At 43.6% G+C, this 15,628-nt stretch carries 11 protein-coding genes; 8 read left to right on the top strand and 3 right to left on the bottom strand.

Annotation, left to right across the window (positions count from 1 at the left end; all coding sequences use genetic code 11):
• The first annotated feature begins 297 nt into the window (after positions 1–297).
• The 5 genes from ACT3S4_RS06585 to ACT3S4_RS06565 all read left to right on the top strand — a co-directional run bounded on the left by ACT3S4_RS06585 (position 298) and on the right by ACT3S4_RS06565 (position 6,254).
• The gene (locus ACT3S4_RS06585) at positions 298–1,152 is read left to right on the top strand and encodes a DsbC family protein (RefSeq protein WP_372814647.1); all 855 of its coding nucleotides are present in this window, start codon (positions 298–300) and stop codon (positions 1,150–1,152) included.
• Between the two features lie 270 nt (positions 1,153–1,422).
• Entirely contained in the window at positions 1,423–2,781 is a 1,359-nt protein-coding gene (locus ACT3S4_RS06580; RefSeq protein ID WP_087814861.1) for a homoserine dehydrogenase, read from the top strand.
• A gap of 96 nt (positions 2,782–2,877) precedes the next feature.
• Positions 2,878–4,059 carry a thiolase family protein gene (locus ACT3S4_RS06575; RefSeq protein ID WP_201552654.1) on the top strand — a complete coding sequence of 394 codons (1,182 nt, stop codon included), beginning with the start codon at positions 2,878–2,880 and terminating at the stop codon, positions 4,057–4,059.
• A 428-nt stretch (positions 4,060–4,487) separates the two neighbouring features.
• On the top strand, positions 4,488–5,336 hold the full coding sequence (locus ACT3S4_RS06570; protein ID WP_045443477.1) for a DUF2382 domain-containing protein: 849 nt from the start codon (positions 4,488–4,490) through the stop codon (positions 5,334–5,336).
• Between the two features lie 261 nt (positions 5,337–5,597).
• Positions 5,598–6,254 carry a YsnF/AvaK domain-containing protein gene (locus ACT3S4_RS06565; RefSeq protein ID WP_444760755.1) on the top strand — a complete coding sequence of 219 codons (657 nt, stop codon included), beginning with the start codon at positions 5,598–5,600 and terminating at the stop codon, positions 6,252–6,254.
• A 94-nt stretch (positions 6,255–6,348) separates the two neighbouring features.
• On the opposite strand, the gene ACT3S4_RS06560 is transcribed toward ACT3S4_RS06565, so the two are convergent.
• Positions 6,349–6,882, bottom strand: a complete 534-nt coding sequence (locus tag ACT3S4_RS06560) for a hypothetical protein (RefSeq protein WP_444760754.1) — start codon at positions 6,880–6,882, stop codon at positions 6,349–6,351.
• 287 nt (positions 6,883–7,169) lie between these two features.
• The gene (gene secA / locus ACT3S4_RS06555) at positions 7,170–9,947 is read right to left on the bottom strand and encodes a preprotein translocase subunit SecA (RefSeq protein WP_444760753.1); all 2,778 of its coding nucleotides are present in this window, start codon (positions 9,945–9,947) and stop codon (positions 7,170–7,172) included.
• A gap of 522 nt (positions 9,948–10,469) precedes the next feature.
• Here secA and mutS point away from each other — a divergent pair.
• The 3 genes from mutS (at position 10,470) to ACT3S4_RS06540 (ending at position 14,918) form a co-directional block, all read left to right on the top strand.
• Entirely contained in the window at positions 10,470–13,640 is a 3,171-nt protein-coding gene (gene mutS, locus ACT3S4_RS06550) for a DNA mismatch repair protein MutS (protein WP_444760752.1), read from the top strand.
• A 206-nt stretch (positions 13,641–13,846) separates the two neighbouring features.
• Complete coding sequence (gene fdxA / locus ACT3S4_RS06545) at positions 13,847–14,170, top strand: ferredoxin FdxA (protein ID WP_230709944.1); 324 nt, start codon at positions 13,847–13,849, stop codon at positions 14,168–14,170.
• A 211-nt stretch (positions 14,171–14,381) separates the two neighbouring features.
• Positions 14,382–14,918 carry an REP-associated tyrosine transposase gene (locus tag ACT3S4_RS06540; protein WP_444760751.1) on the top strand — a complete coding sequence of 179 codons (537 nt, stop codon included), beginning with the start codon at positions 14,382–14,384 and terminating at the stop codon, positions 14,916–14,918.
• Between the two features lie 252 nt (positions 14,919–15,170).
• Here the strand turns inward: ACT3S4_RS06540 and ACT3S4_RS06535 are convergent, their stop codons facing one another.
• Positions 15,171–15,602, bottom strand: coding sequence for a pilin (locus ACT3S4_RS06535; protein ID WP_444760750.1), 432 nt, complete (start codon positions 15,600–15,602; stop codon positions 15,171–15,173).
• Positions 15,603–15,628: the final 26 nt, after the last annotated feature.

The raw sequence follows: 15,628 nt of genomic DNA, 5'->3' as shown, positions 1-15,628 counted from the left end.
TCGATATTAAATAGTACAAATGTATCTTGTTTTTTTGAATTGACGTTTATGCCTACTACTATTATTGCTACCCTCACCTCCCTATATCACCTCATAGCCTGTGGCTGTTATTTGCCATAAATATGTTAATATAGGCGACATGATTACTTACCTTTTATAATTATTAAATTGTAAAAAAACCTTTTAATTTTAAACCTTTAAGACAATATCGATACGTATTGCTTTATATAGAAATTTAGTATCATTTTTCTTAAAACGACTTCACGATTAGGCACGATGCCTACAGGACACCTATATATGTCATCCCCGATTGCAAAAAACACCTTTGCTCAAAACCGTTTTTCTCGAAATAATTTATCTCGCTTTATGATGAGTGCACTGCTTGTTGTGGTTGCTGCGGGCTGCTCAAACAATGCAGCAGATGCGACCAGCAACACCAGTATCGTCAATAATACCGATGCTAAAACCAGTACAAGTAAGGCATCTGCTGATAGCGATGCTGCCGTGGTAAAGGCGTTGCAGGCGAATTTGAATACGTCCGGTATTGAAGAAAATATCATTTCAGCCGTACCAACAGATATGGATGGTATTTATTGGGTCACAGCGGAAGGACTGCCTTCTTTCTTTACTGATAAGTCTGGCAAACACATTATCCAAGGTCAGATTATTGCTGTTGGCGAGGCTCTGCCTGTCGATATCAGTGCGGCATTGGTTGCTAGTACCGCACAAGAAGCCCTAAAAGCCGTCGATAAGAAAGACATGGTGATTTATCCAGCCATAGGCGAAACGAAGTCAGTGGTCTATGCCTTTACCGATGCAGACTGTGGTTATTGTCGTAAATTGCATGAAGAGATGGATGATATCAATGCACGTGGTATCGAAGTACGTTATTTGGCATGGCCGCGCAGTCAGGAATCAGTGCCAAAAATGGAAGCCATTTGGTGTAGTCAAGATCGTAAGGCTGCCATGAATCAAGGAAAAATGGGCGCTGATGTACAAGCGCCTAGCTGTGCCAGCCCTGTACAAGAACACATGGCACTGGGTGCAAAACTTGGTGTGCGTGGGACTCCCGCTATCTTTACAGAAGCAGGACAGCAAGTAGGCGGTTATCTACCTGCGGCGGAGTTGGCTCAAGCTGTCGGTGCTAGCTAAAATCTGTTATTGTTTCAGGTATTTGTGATATCTATGACGATGGCGACATTGTGTAGACGTCACAACTGCTTGTCGGTATGATACGATAAAGCGCTATGAAAAATCAGCAGCATACTTTTTATTTGAGTATTTTTTATTCAACTGTAATGAGAAATCGATAAAGCTGCGACTGTCAAAATGCACGCAAATACTACAGCTAGTAGCGCATGCGCATTTGACGCTGTGACAGCGTTATCATTGGTTCATTATATTTAACCTCTTGAGGATACTGTGAGTAATTCCATCAAACTAGCGATACTTGGTCTGGGCACCGTCGGAACGGGCGTGATCAATCTAATCAATGACAACTTAAATGAGCTAAAACGCCGTAGCGGACGCGACATTATCATTACCGAAGTTGGTACGCGCCGTCATCGTGATGATATTGATCCCAATATTATGCAAAACAGTGACTTGATGGCAACTGCTGCAAGCGACAATGTCGATATCGTCGTCGAGGTGATTGGCGGTACGACCCTTGCCAAAGACGTAATTATGCACGCCATTAAAAACGGCAAGCATGTGGTGACTGCAAATAAGGCGCTATTGGCAGAACATGGCAACGAAATCTTTGCCTTTGCTGAAGAGCATAACGTCCATGTCGCTTATGAAGCAGCCGTCGCAGGCGGTATCCCCATTATTAAAGTCATGCGCGAAGCGCTCGCTGCCAATAAAATCGATTGGCTAGCAGGTATCATCAACGGTACTGGCAACTTTATCATGACCGAAATGCGTGACAAAGGTCGCCCGTTTGCAGACGTACTGAGCGAAGCACAAGAATTGGGTTATGCAGAAGCAGATCCGACTTTTGATGTCGAAGGTATTGATGCGGCTCATAAACTGGCATTACTCGCCTCTATCGCCTTTGGTATTCCGCTGCAATTTGACAAGGTCTACTGTGAAGGCATCACTGGTATCACCTTACAAGACGTCAACTATGCGGAAGAGCTTGGCTACCGTATCAAGCATTTGGGCTTTGCCGTACGCCGTGATGGTCAAGGTAATGATGAGGCTTCTGGTATCGAACTACGCGTGCACCCAACGCTCATTCCGCAGGATGCGTTACTCGCCAACGTCAATGGCGTAAAAAACGCCGTACTGGTCAACTCTCATCCGCTTGGACAGACGCTATATTGCGGTGATGGTGCTGGTGCTGGCGCAACCGCTTCTGCGGTAATGGCCGATGTGATGGATTTGGTGCGTGTTCTAGGTAGCAAAGACAGTAACGATGAAAGCAACAGTAATCAAAACAACCACGGTCACCATGTGCCGCATTTAGCATTTATCCCTGAGCAGCTATCAGACACGCCCATATTGCGCGCTGAGCAGATGATTACCGGTTATTATCTGCGCGTACATGCTTATGATAGCCCTGGTGTGTTGGCAGATATTACTCGCATTCTAAGCGATGCTGGTATCAATATCGATGCCATTTTACAAAAACCTGCGCACAAAGTTGGTCAAGTTCCGGTTATTATTTTGACGTTGCCCGTGGTCGAAAGTCAGATGAATCTAGCCATCGAAAAAATTGAAAAATTAGAGACCATTACTGATAAAGTAGTACGCATTCGCTTAGATGAGCTAGCATAAAGCCTGCAGTTATTGAGCCTAAAAGATGCTATCTAGTCCGCGTTTGGTTTTAATTAAAACAAACTCATTTAAAATACGTAAAAAGGAATAATAACGATGTCAAATGATGCAATTGTAATTTTAAACGGCGCACGTACTCCAATGGGCGGCTTCCAAGGCGCACTAAAAGACATGAGCGCAACGGAACTTGGTGGTGCTGCTATTAAAGCCGCTGTCGAACGCTCAGGTGTGGCGGTCGATAGTATTGACGAAGTCATTATGGGCTGTATCTTGACCGCAGGCTTGGGTCAAGGCCCTGCGCGTCAAGCGATGCGTAATGCAGGTTTATCTGATTCAACTGGCGCTGTCACTATTAACAAGCTTTGTGGTTCAGGGCTAAAAGCAGTCATGCAAGCACATGACGGCATCAAAGCAGGTAGTTTCAATGTGGCAGTCGCTGGTGGCATGGAATCAATGACCAATGCGCCATACATTATGCCAGGGTCACGTGGTGGCTACCGTATGGGACATAAAGAAGTCAAAGATCACATGTTCTTAGATGGTTTAGAAGATGCTGAAACTGGCAAACTGATGGGTATGTTCGCACAGGAAATGGCTGATGAAAAAGGCTATACCCGTGAGCAAATGGATGCGTTTGCTATAGAATCGCTAAATCGTGCGCTCACTGCTATCAAAGACGACCACTTCAAAGATGAAATCACGCCAGTGACTTTTAAAACCCGTAAAGGCGAGCAAACCGTCGATACCGATGAGCAACCAGCGCTTGCTAATGCTGAGCGTATCCCTACTCTACGTCCAGCCTTCGCCAAAGATGGTACCATCACGGCAGCAAACGCCAGCTCAATCTCAGACGGTGCGGCAGCGGTTGTGGTCATGAAAGAATCGCAAGCAAAAGCTGAAGGCCTTGATTATCAAGCGCGTATCGTTGCAACCGCATCAAACTCTCGTCACCCAAGCGAATTTACCATTGCTCCGATTGGTGCAATTGAAAAAGTACTGGCTAGTGCTGGTTGGTCAGTCGCTGATGTTGACTTATGGGAAATCAACGAAGCGTTTGCAATGGTAACCATGGCGGCGATGGACGAGCTAAAAATTGACCATGCCAAAGTAAACGTTGAAGGTGGCGCTTGTGCACTCGGTCATCCAGTAGGCTGTTCAGGTGCTCGTATCTTGATCACGCTTATCAACTCTCTCAAGCGTACTGGCGGCAAAAAAGGCGTTGCAACACTTTGTATTGGTGGCGGTGAAGCCGTGGCTGTTGCTATTGAACTTGCTTGATACTCAAGTAGATTAATTAATCGATTGCTATGTTAAATTAGCTTCTATCATTATCGTTTATTATAAAATTTTCAACATATCAGGAACCGCATCGCTATTTGCTTTGCGGTTTTTCTGTGTCTATGACTCTTAAATAAGCTAGAAATATTGCTCTGTGTAAAGACACGTTAATCTTTGACCCCAGCTATGTTATGCCACTTACAGCGTATTACACGCAATTACTTCAAGCGCACACTTTGCTACCTTGCTCATATATCTCATCGAAAATCATGATGTTAAGATTCTTACAAGTCGATGTAGAGGCTACTCACATGGCTTGCTACACATTTTATTATAAAAATATTTTTACTAGAAATTTAACTTTTCCAAAACAACGATTGTTTTTAAAATAATTAATAATGATTAACTCATAAAAAAGGAAGACAACAATGAGCCAATTAATTCGTTTAAAAGATATCCAAGCTACTCATAAAGATTTAATCGGTGATGATTATTATGACCCAACAGGTAAAACTGCTTATGGCGTCAATGAAGAAAAAATCGGTAAAATTGAAGGTGCATTAGTAGAAGATACCACTGGTCGCATTCGTTATTTGATCGTTGATGCAGGCGGTTGGTTCAGTTCAAAAGAAGTGTTAGTACCAGCAGGTTTGGCACGTATCGTTGGTGATGACGTATTCTTTGACAGCTTGACCAAGTCTCAAGTCGATGCCATGGAAGTATATGACCATGATTATCAGTATAGCTATAAAGACCAGTATCAAAAGGATCGTCAAGCATTTGTCGCGGATACAGTTCCAGTTGCAGAGCGTATGGAGATTGCAGACCATGCCTATGACGCACCAAACACACTAGAGCTACTAGAAGAGCGCTTGACCGTCAATAAAGATCGTATCGTGGCAGGTTTGGTTAAAGTTGGTAAGCATATAGTGACCGAAGAGCGCAATGTCGATGTTGAGCTAGAAGAAGAGCATGCTAATATCCAGCGTACTAACGTAGATCGTCCAACAGATCGCCGCATCGGTGACATTGATGGCAATCAAACCATTGAAGTTGAACTAGAGGCTGAACGTGCCCGCGTTGGTAAAGACACTTATGTATCTGAAGAAGTAAACGTCGGTAAAACCACTGAACGTCATACTGAAACTATCGTTGAGACTATCCAACGTGAAGAATTGGATATCGATCGCGATGGCAACGTAGTGGATCGCGAAGGCAACATAATTGACCGTGATGGTATTACTGCAGAAGACGTACGCCGCGCTCGTGGTATGTAATACGCTAAACCGTCATACTGTTTGGCTGTCATTAAAAAATAAGATCGCCGAGCAATACATGACCGTAATAAGCAGCTAAGTATGTTTACTTAGTGAATTAAGACCAGAGCATGCCTCTGGTCTTTTTTTGCTTACTATACTCAAAAATACTTAGGAATTAAAAATACTTAATGATATCTGATAAGGCTAACCTTGCAAAATCTGCAAAAATGGCTCTAAAATATTGTATAACGATTATTTTCTAAAGATAAGGACATTATGATGACTAGCAATCACGACGACAGCATCCAGAACGATAGCTTTCTAAAAGAGGGTTTACATAACAAGCAATTGACACCAAACGCTATAACTGCCCCAATTGATAGTAATAATGGCACAGTAGCTAATGACATAGAAAGTAATGATATAAGTAGTAATAACATAGATAAGAGCAATCTTAATGTTGGACACTTGGAGCTATTAGAAGAGCGCCCTGTCATCAACAAAGAGCGTTTAGATGTTGGTAAAGTGACGGTGACCAAGCACGCTCGTACTAAGACCATTGACGTGCCTATTGAGTTGGTAGAAGAATATATTACTATTCGCACTGAATACCACGATGCGAAAAGTCAGGACTTATTGTCAGGCAATTATGATGAAAAGGATATATTGCGCCATATCGAGCCATCGTTAGATAGCAAGGCGGTCGTTACCGTAAATGGCAAACAGATCGAAATTGGTGATGAACCGATTGAAATTGTCCTATCACGCCAAGTGGCTACCATTACTAAAGACACTTACGTCATCCAAGAAATAGCCATTGAAAAAACCACACATACGCATACTGACAGCATTGAAGTCGAACTCAAACATGAGGAACTCGATGTTACTGAAGAAGGGTTTTTGGCACATGAGCAAAATACGGCTCATAAGAGATAAGCTGTCGAGTTTCAAAGTTTGTGGAAAGCAAAAGTAGAAAAGCAACGCGAACGTTGCTTTTTTTATTTTAAATTATCCATCAACGTTCTAGCCATTATTGAGTCTTTTTACATTCATAAGTGCTGACATTCGCCGCATCTGTACCTGCTGTACGCATCACGCCCGTCTCACGTGCTTCATGTGCTACACGCCACTGGGTAAAGCCCTGACTGCCATCAATAGCGGTTGCTACTTCAAACACTTCTGGATTACTGGCATCATTGGTTTTATTTAATGTCACCGTACCCGTATCAGTCGCGATGACTACTTGCTTGGCATCTTCTTTATAAGTTGCATTAACTTTCAGCTCAGGTGAGCAAAGATAAGCTATTTGACTGACGCCACTATTGACGGAAGCTACGGTATCATCCTGTACTTCACTGAGCGATGCATCCGCTGTATCGACAACCACCTCATTAGGCTCAGCAGGTTCAGCGGACATCGGTACCGTTTCTTCGCTATGAGCACCATCATCTGTACCCGCTTCTGTCTCTGACTGTTGCTGACAAGCACTAAGCGTCAGAACGCCAGCAAGTAGGCCAGTCAGCGCCACAGAAGTACGCAATTTTTTTAATAATTCTATAGTCATAACACTTTCCCCAATGAATATGTTAAACACTATAACGTGTCCATAAATTCACGCCTATGTTGAATTTGTAAGTAATCAATACAAAATATAGCCAACACATTTGTGAATAGTCAATTTTACTGCCTACAAAAAATATAGTCGATTCAAGATAATGTAGAGACAAAGAATACGAGCAAATACAGAAAAGCCCTCATCTAAAGTAGATAAGGGCTTTTGAGACTAACGAATATTAAAGATATATAAGCAGCAATGCTTAGCTTTTTATTATCAATATTCGTTTATGAATGCTATATTTTACCATGACATTGCTTGTACTTAAGACCTGAACCACAAGGGCATGGGGCGTTACGACTGATATTCATACCAGCGTATGGGTCTGCCTCATTGGCATTACTACCACTGCCCACAATAGCACCTGCGACCGCACTACCAGCAAGATTGCGATTTTGCGCGGCGGCTTTTTCAGCCCCGCTATCCATATTATCAATATCACTATGCTCGAACTGCATTTGCATATGAGCAGCATTCTCACGCTGCTGTATTTCCAGCGCTTCTAGCTCTTCTTTGGTCGGAATATGGACACGTGATAAATCTTGAACGGTCTCAGATTTAATTGCGCCAAGCATCATTTGGAACAGCTCAAATGATTCACGCTTATATTCTTGCTCAGGGTTTTTCTGTGCATAACCACGCAGATGAATGCCTTTACGCAGCTGATCCATTTGGGTCAAATGCTCTTTCCAGTGCTTGTCTAAACTTTGCAGCATAAAGTGACGCTCAAGCTGGGCAGCATCTTTTTCGCCCATCTGCTCACGGCGGCTATGATAGCGATCGATAGCCGTTTGGATGATTTTGGCACGCAACCCTTCTTCATCTAAGCGACGATCTTCATCGAGCCAATCATTGATCGGCATCGCAATCTTAAATTCATTTTCAAGCTCGTCTTCTAAGCCATCAATATTCCATTGGTCATCGATAGAACCTGGTGGAATAAACTGGTTAATCATGGCGTTATAAACTTCTTCATGCATAATCTCAATGGCTTCAAGCAAGTCCATCTCTGCTAGCAAGTCATCACGCTGACCATAGATCACTTTACGCTGCTCATTGGCGACGTCATCATATTTCAACAGATTTTTACGCGCATCAAAATCACGGCTTTCTACTTTACCTTGGGCATTTTCAATCGATTTTGAGACCATTTTATGCTCAATGGCTTCATCTTCTTTAAGGCCCATGGCACGCATCATATTTACGACGCGGTCACCAGCAAAGATACGCATCAAGTCATCTTCGAGCGATAAAAAGAAACGCGACATCCCAGGGTCACCTTGACGACCGGCACGACCCCGTAGCTGGTTATCGATACGGCGTGATTCATGGCGCTCAGAACCAATGATATGCAAACCGCCAGCCGCAACCACTTGGTCATGCCTGACTTGCCATTCTGCTTTTAGGCGTGCCATTTCTTCAGGACTGACCGAATCGATATCTTCAATAAACGACTGCCAGTTACCACCAAGGATAATATCGGTACCACGACCAGCCATGTTGGTCGCGATCGTCACAGCCTTTGGACTACCTGCCTGCGCGATGATTTCGGCTTCACGCTCGTGTTGTTTGGCGTTGAGGACGTTATGCTTGACGCCCTCTTGATCGAGCAAATAAGACAACTCTTCACTGGCTTCAATCGTCGCCGTACCAACCAAGACTGGGGCACCTTTGGCTTGAATCTCTTTGATTTCGCGAATGATACCTTTGTATTTTCCTAACTTGGTTAAGAAAATCTGGTCATCCATATCGATACGAGCAATCGGCTCGTGCGTTGGAATCACGATGACATCTAAGTCATAAGTTGATTTAAATTCTGCTGCCTCGGTATCAGCGGTACCTGTCATGCCTGATAATTTTTCATACAAACGGAAGTAGTTCTGGAACGTCGTGGTCGCAAGCGTTTGGTTTTCTGCTTGAATTTCGACGTTTTCTTTGGCTTCTACCGCTTGATGCAGACCTTCTGACCAACGGCGACCCGGCATGGTACGACCCGTGTTTTCATCAACGATAACCACTTCACCATCATCGACGATGTAATGAACGTTTTTAACAAACACATGATGGGCGCGAATGGCAGCTTGTACGTGAGCCAATAATGGCAAACGGCTTGGGCTGTATAAACTTTCGTTTTCACCCAACTCACCGACTTCGATTAAGAAGCGCTCAATTTTTTCATAGCCTTTTTCACTGATTTCGATTTGACGGTTCTTCTCATCAATCCAGAAATCTTCTTCTTCGTTATTCTTATTGGCCTCTTCGTCTTTTGAGCGAATCAGCACCGGGATAATGGTATTAATCAGCGCATACATACGTGAAGAGTCTTCGGCTTGACCTGAGATAATCAGCGGCGTACGAGCTTCATCGATTAAAATAGAGTCAATTTCATCGATAATACAGAAGTTTAATGGACGCTGCTTTTTCTCTTTTAAACTAAAGACCATGTTATCGCGCAGATAATCAAAGCCATATTCGTTATTGGTACCGTAAGTGATATCCGCTTGATAGGCGTCGATTTTTTCTTGCGGTGGTTGCTGTGAATAAATGACACCGACGGTCATGCCCAAAAAGCCAAATAATGGACGGTTCAATTCAGCATCACGCGCCGCCAAATAATCGTTGACCGTCACCAAATGCACGCCCTTGCCGCTGATGGCATTAAGGTACATCGCCAAAGTACCCATCAGGGTTTTACCTTCGCCCGTTTTCATCTCAGCGATTTTGCCTTCGTGCAAGGTGATACCACCGATCAGCTGCACATCATAATGACGCATACCATTGACGCGTAATGACGCTTCACGGCAGACGGCAAACGCTTCTGGTAGTAATGCATCTAAGCTTTCACCTTGTTGGTGCCTTGCTTTAAACTCTTCGGTTTTTTGTTGTAATTGCTCATCAGACAGGGCTTGTACCGCAGCCTCTTGTGCGTTGATTTTGCTGACCACTTTGCGCATGCGCTTTAATTCGCGGTCATTTTTAGTGCCAACCACACTGCCTATAATCTTTGATAACATAATTTTTTGACCTATGGAAATATTCGATAATTAGTGCGCATTAGCCAAAGCTTCGCCCGCTGCCGCCTTGTCATTACAGTCATCACCTGACTAAGTACCTTTTGTTAACAAAGCACCTCTTAACAAAGCACCTCTTAACAAAGCACTGATTAATAAGGTACTGCCTAATGAAGTGTCGCCTAATGAAGTATCGCCCAATTAAGTGTGACGTCATTATATATGGTTATGACGCCGATGGATACAAGGGCAGCGAGTAGATATTTGCCGACGTAAAAGCGCGGCAGGACGTGCTAAAATAGTAATTACACTTTCACACTTCTGAGTTTTTTGACTGCTAAATTTGCGCGCTATGATGACCCTTTAATAAAGCTATTTTGGTAAAAATCAACCAAAATCTTGCAAATCAACCACTCATAAGCGAGTGTTTTTCTCATCTATTTTTTTACGCTGATCTGTATATACCGTCGTCTATTTAACGCCAGCTGACTAAAAAACCCATTGAAGCATTATAAGAGACTCTGCATGACCGCTAAGCCATCCGCTCAAAACCTTAACGCCGCCAAACCTACTCCGTCAAAGTACGCAATATCAAAACAACAGACCGCAACACCTTTGACCTCCGATCAGTTGATGGTAGGCGATACCGTTTATCATTTGGCAGATCATACGCCGATGATGGTGCAATATCTAACCATGAAAGCCAACTATCCACAAGCGTTACTGCTGTACCGCATGGGTGATTTTTATGAGTTATTTTTTGATGATGCCAAGCGCGCGGCACAAATATTAGACATCACCTTGACTCGCCGTGGTACAGATAAAGCGGGCAATACCATTGCCATGGCAGGTGTGCCTTTTCATGCGGCCGATAGCTACATGGCAAGGTTGATAGCTGCTGGGCAAACCGTCGTTGTGTGTGAGCAAATTGACGAATCAGCCACTGGCACTGACAACACGAATAACCCTTCCAATGCTCAGACGATGGGCGATAAGCAGAAAAAAGATAAAAGCAAATCTGCTGCTGGCAGTATTATGCGCCGTGAAGTGGTTAAAACGCTGACCGCAGGGACAATTACTGATGATGCTTTAATTGCGCCCAATCACACCCCGACTGTGGTCGCCATTGATATCGAGATACCTAAATCGAACAGCAAACAACCTGTGCAAGCTGCCATTAGCCAAATGGATTTAGCCGCTGGAACACTAACGACGCAAACGCTTAGTGCCAGCTATAATAACAGCCCTGATGATGTAAAAAATTTGCAAACGCAAATGCTGACGGTGCTGGCGCGCTTTGCGCCCAGTGAATGTATCATTAGCGAAGCACTTAACGACCGTATCGGCGAAGATTGGATGCTGTGGCTACGTCAACATCTCGACTGTCCGATTATCGAAGTGGCGGCAAATGACTTCCACCGTGAGCATGCCAGCGCAACTCTTTGCCAACAGTTTGACGTGCAGCGCCTTGAGGGACTAGGTATTAGCGATGCACCACTTGCCCAATCTAGCTGTGCAGCGCTCATACATTATGCACGGCAAACCCAGCAGCGTCATGTGCCACAGCTCAATCAGCTAATCATAGAATACAGTGACGACTATTTAATTATTGATGCCAATAGTCAGCAAAATCTTGAGCTATTTACCCCCGTTAGCAGCAATGGAACTTCATTAATATCTGTCCTCAATGATTGTCAAACGCCGATGGGTCGACGCTTACTCGTGCAGCAAATGAAACGCCCACTGCGTCAGCATTCGCGTATCAATTTGCGCTTAGATGCGATAGCTAGTTTACTAAAGAACTGTGATCTCTCTGTCAATACTGAATATTCTGCTCAACACCTAGAAAATAGTGTATCCGTTCAAAACATACGGGAAACCTTAAACGCTATCGGCGATATTGAACGTATTAGTAGCCGTATTGGGCTAATGAGTGCCAAGCCGCGTGACCTGCGTAAACTTGCTGAGGGTATTGCTAGTAGCGCCCAGCTTACGACGCTACTGACAAATGCAGGTATTCGCCATGAGCAGGCAGGACTGTTGCCGATGCTAATGCAGCAATTGCCTGCGCAGTTACCTGCCATACAGTCCGTCGCTGAGCTGATTGAACGAGCCATTATCGTAGAACCGCCCGCGCATACTCGTGATGGTGGCATGCTTGCCGCAGGTTTTGATGCTGAGTTTGATCGCCTGACTCATTTACATGACAATATTCAAGTGACTTTGGATGAAATGGTGGAACGCGCGCGTCAAGAGAGCCAATTACCCAGTCTAAAAGTAGGTTTTAATAAAGTGAGCGGCTTTTATTTTGAATTGCCTAAAATGCAGGCAAAAAATGCCCCTGCACATTTTATCCGGCGGCAAACGCTGAAAAGTAGCGAGCGATTCATCACTGACGAGCTAAAGACAGTCGAAACTGAGTATCTAAGCGCGCAAAGCTTAGCATTAACTCGAGAAAAGCAGCTGTATAATGAGCTATTGATACGATTAGGTAGCCATTTAGCTGAATTACAACAGCTTAGCGCTGCTATCGCCCAGATAGATGTACTCAGTAATTGGGCGCAACTTGCGATCACTTATAACTGGCAGCGTCCAGTCATGAGTAACGAATCGAAAGAGAGCAGCATCTTAGATAATAGCTTAGAAAACAGTCACTCAGAAAATGGCTTGAATAATAACAGCCAAACCAGTATCAATATCAAAGCAGGTCGTCATGTTGTTGTAGAAGCCGCGCTAAATCCTGTTCATGCTCACAACAATACTCCTGCCAAGCATAGCAGCCATTTTGTCGCTAATGATTGTGCACTAGGCAGTCATGCAAACCCTGAAAGACTGCTGATGATTACTGGTCCTAATATGGGTGGCAAATCGACCTATATGCGCCAAACCGCCCTGATTGTTCTACTGGCGCATTGCGGTAGCTTTGTGCCAGCAGCGCGTGCACATATTGGTGATATCGACCGTATCTTTACCCGTATTGGCTCAGCTGATGATTTGGCGGGCGGCAAGTCGACTTTTATGGTGGAAATGATTGAGACGGCTAATATTCTCAATCAAGCAACCAATAAATCGTTGGTGCTGATGGATGAAGTCGGACGCGGCACAGCGACCACTGACGGTTTGGCCATTGCCCATGCTTGCGTCAATCGACTACTAGAGATTGGCTGCCTGACGTTATTTGCCACCCACTACTTTGAGCTGACAAAATTGGCAGAAAACTATAAAGAAAGTAGTGGCAGCAATGACAAACTTATCCGCAATGTCCATGTCGCTGCCAGTGAAATCGACGGTCAACTGTTACTACTGCATCAAATCAAAGACGGTGCCGCAAGCTCTAGTTTTGGTCTGCATGTGGCAAAAATGGCAGGTATTCCTACCCAAGTACTGGATGATGCCAAGCGCTACTTAGCCGATAACTTAACATTAGACCCTATGAAGACAGAAAGCGTAAGAACCGTTGATGACAAAAATGAATTAGCTAAGTCAGTAAATGATAAATGCGATCATATGAATGGTCATGAAATAGAGAGAGCTGATATAAAAACCACCAATCAATCTCAAATAATGAATAACATTCCACAACAAAATCAGCTGTTTAGCTTACAGGATGAACTTAGCGCGATTGATCCTGATACCTTAACGCCAAAGCAAGCGCATGATTTACTCTATCATTTGAAGAAAATCATTAGTCATTAAAGGGAATTGTCAATTAGCCGTAAAGGCGTTAAAATGTGCCTTATTTTTCAACTATTCTATGTAGCCCTTATCGTTGATTCAATTTAAAAGAAGATCATGGCAACCAAGTGCAGATGTATCAATAATACTTCAAGCACGGTGAGCACAGTAACTCTTTTAAAAGGGATGAACCATATCAGCCAATCCAATAACAGGTAGACCTCACTATGACCTTTGTCGTTACAGATAACTGCATTCTTTGCAAATACACCGACTGTGTGGAAGTCTGTCCTGTGGACTGCTTTTATGAAGGCCCGAACTTCCTCGTCATCGATCCTGACGAGTGCATCGACTGCGCGCTATGCGAGCCTGAATGCCCTGCCAATGCGATCTTCTCAGAAGACGAAGTACCAAAAGGGCAAGAGATGTTCACCCAGCTAAACGAAGAGCTGGCGCAAAAATGGCCAAATATCACTGAAATGAAAGAGCAATTGCCAGAAGCTGAGAAATGGGATGGCGTGGAAGGTAAGATTCAGTATTTAGAGAAGTAGGCAACAACTGATACTTTGGATACTATGTAGGCTAGGACTTTTGTTCTAGCCTTTTTATTTATAACCTAACTCTAATTCGTATCTCGTAGGCTGATGCTTTAGCCCAGCATGGTAACTTTGCATGATTTGAGCTGGGCTAAAAGCCCAGCCTACGCTTGCTAAAGCCGCAGCCTACCTACGCCCATCACCTCGTCTATACACTTATTGCCTTATGAGAAACTATATTCGTGACAAAACCCAAGGCGGTTGTTACTTTTTGACCTTTAATCTACTTGATAGAAAGTCGTCACTCTTATTGACTCATATTGACAAGTTTCGTGATGCCTACGCTAAAACCATTCAACACCACCAATTCAAATTAGACGCTATGGTCGTCCTTCCTGACCACGTCCATATAATGATTACTTTGCCGCCAAATTCTGATGATTACGCGACCATAATCGCCAGTCTTAAAAGCCAATTCTCTAAGCAGATAAACAAAACTGAACTCATCACCGCCTCACGGCAGGCAAAGAGAGAACGCGGGATTTGGCAACGGCGGTTTTGGGAACATCGTATTCGAGATGATGCTGATTATCGGCAACATATGGATTATATTCATCATAATCCTGTTAAGCATGGCTACGTCACCAATCCTCAAAACTGGCAATACTCCACATTGCATAAATTGATTAAAAAAGGTGTGTATCCCGCTGATTGGGGAACGGATGAGAATGATAAAAATATCAACATTCGATATGATGTGTAAGCTAATATATTCGCTTAACTTTATAGGCTTTGGGATTTGTATGCTTTGGGATTTGTAGGCTGGGCATTTTGCCCAGCATTTTAACCTTGCAAATATTTGATGCAAAAAATTTTGAATAATTTTAAACACAAAAAAGCCAAACAGAGCGTTTGGCTTTTTGATATTAAACGAGACTTTTTGTAGGCTGGGCATTTTGCCCAGCATGGTAACTTTGCATGATTTGAGCTGGGCTAAAAGCCCAGCCTACGCTTGCTAGGTTGTAGAGGCAGTTCCTGGACAAGATTTTGGTGCTAATGTCACATCACCTCCCTTTGGTAGAAGAGTTGCACAAGTCCATGCTCCCGTAGCTGTGCGTGTCCATGTTATTTTTGCATTCGTGATTTGAGATGGCGCATTTATAATGTCACATACAATTGTACCTGCACCGGCTGTAGTGGATGCTGTAATAGTACAGTTAGAAGTAGTTGGTTGTAAGCCAATAGAAGCTTGATCTGTTACTTGAGTACCATTATTTATCAAGTCCTCAGCTGCCGTCTTACCTGCTGATATTTCTGCTAAACCTGCAGTTAACTTAGATTTTGCTTGATAGTTACTATAAGCAGGTAAAGCGATCGCAGCCAAGATACCGATAATGGCGATAACGATCATTAGTTCGATTAGGGTAAAACCTTTTTGAGCGTTCATAAGAACTCCTTTTGGGGTATATAAAG

Origin of the sequence: Psychrobacter sp. AOP30-A2-5, from assembly GCF_052378115.1 — a bacterium.
Classification (GTDB): Bacteria; Pseudomonadota; Gammaproteobacteria; order Pseudomonadales; family Moraxellaceae; genus Psychrobacter.
The sequence above is the reverse complement of the archived record's forward strand: the minus strand, read 5'-3'. Positions and strand labels throughout refer to the sequence as shown.

Bases quoted from the DNA above. Each gene is read 5' to 3' on its own strand.
- ACT3S4_RS06585 (WP_372814647.1), top strand. From the start codon at position 298: ATGTCATCCCCGATTGCAAAAAACACCTTTGCTCAAAACCGTTTTTCT.
- ACT3S4_RS06575 (WP_201552654.1), top strand. From the start codon at position 2,878: ATGTCAAATGATGCAATTGTAATTTTAAACGGCGCACGTACTCCAATG.
- ACT3S4_RS06570 (WP_045443477.1), top strand. From the start codon at position 4,488: ATGAGCCAATTAATTCGTTTAAAAGATATCCAAGCTACTCATAAAGAT.
- ACT3S4_RS06565 (WP_444760755.1), top strand. From the start codon at position 5,598: ATGACTAGCAATCACGACGACAGCATCCAGAACGATAGCTTTCTAAAA.
- ACT3S4_RS06560 (WP_444760754.1), bottom strand. From the start codon at position 6,882: ATGACTATAGAATTATTAAAAAAATTGCGTACTTCTGTGGCGCTGACT.
- secA (WP_444760753.1), bottom strand. From the start codon at position 9,947: ATGTTATCAAAGATTATAGGCAGTGTGGTTGGCACTAAAAATGACCGC.
- mutS (WP_444760752.1), top strand. From the start codon at position 10,470: ATGACCGCTAAGCCATCCGCTCAAAACCTTAACGCCGCCAAACCTACT.
- fdxA (WP_230709944.1), top strand. From the start codon at position 13,847: ATGACCTTTGTCGTTACAGATAACTGCATTCTTTGCAAATACACCGAC.
- ACT3S4_RS06540 (WP_444760751.1), top strand. From the start codon at position 14,382: ATGAGAAACTATATTCGTGACAAAACCCAAGGCGGTTGTTACTTTTTG.
- ACT3S4_RS06535 (WP_444760750.1), bottom strand. From the start codon at position 15,602: ATGAACGCTCAAAAAGGTTTTACCCTAATCGAACTAATGATCGTTATC.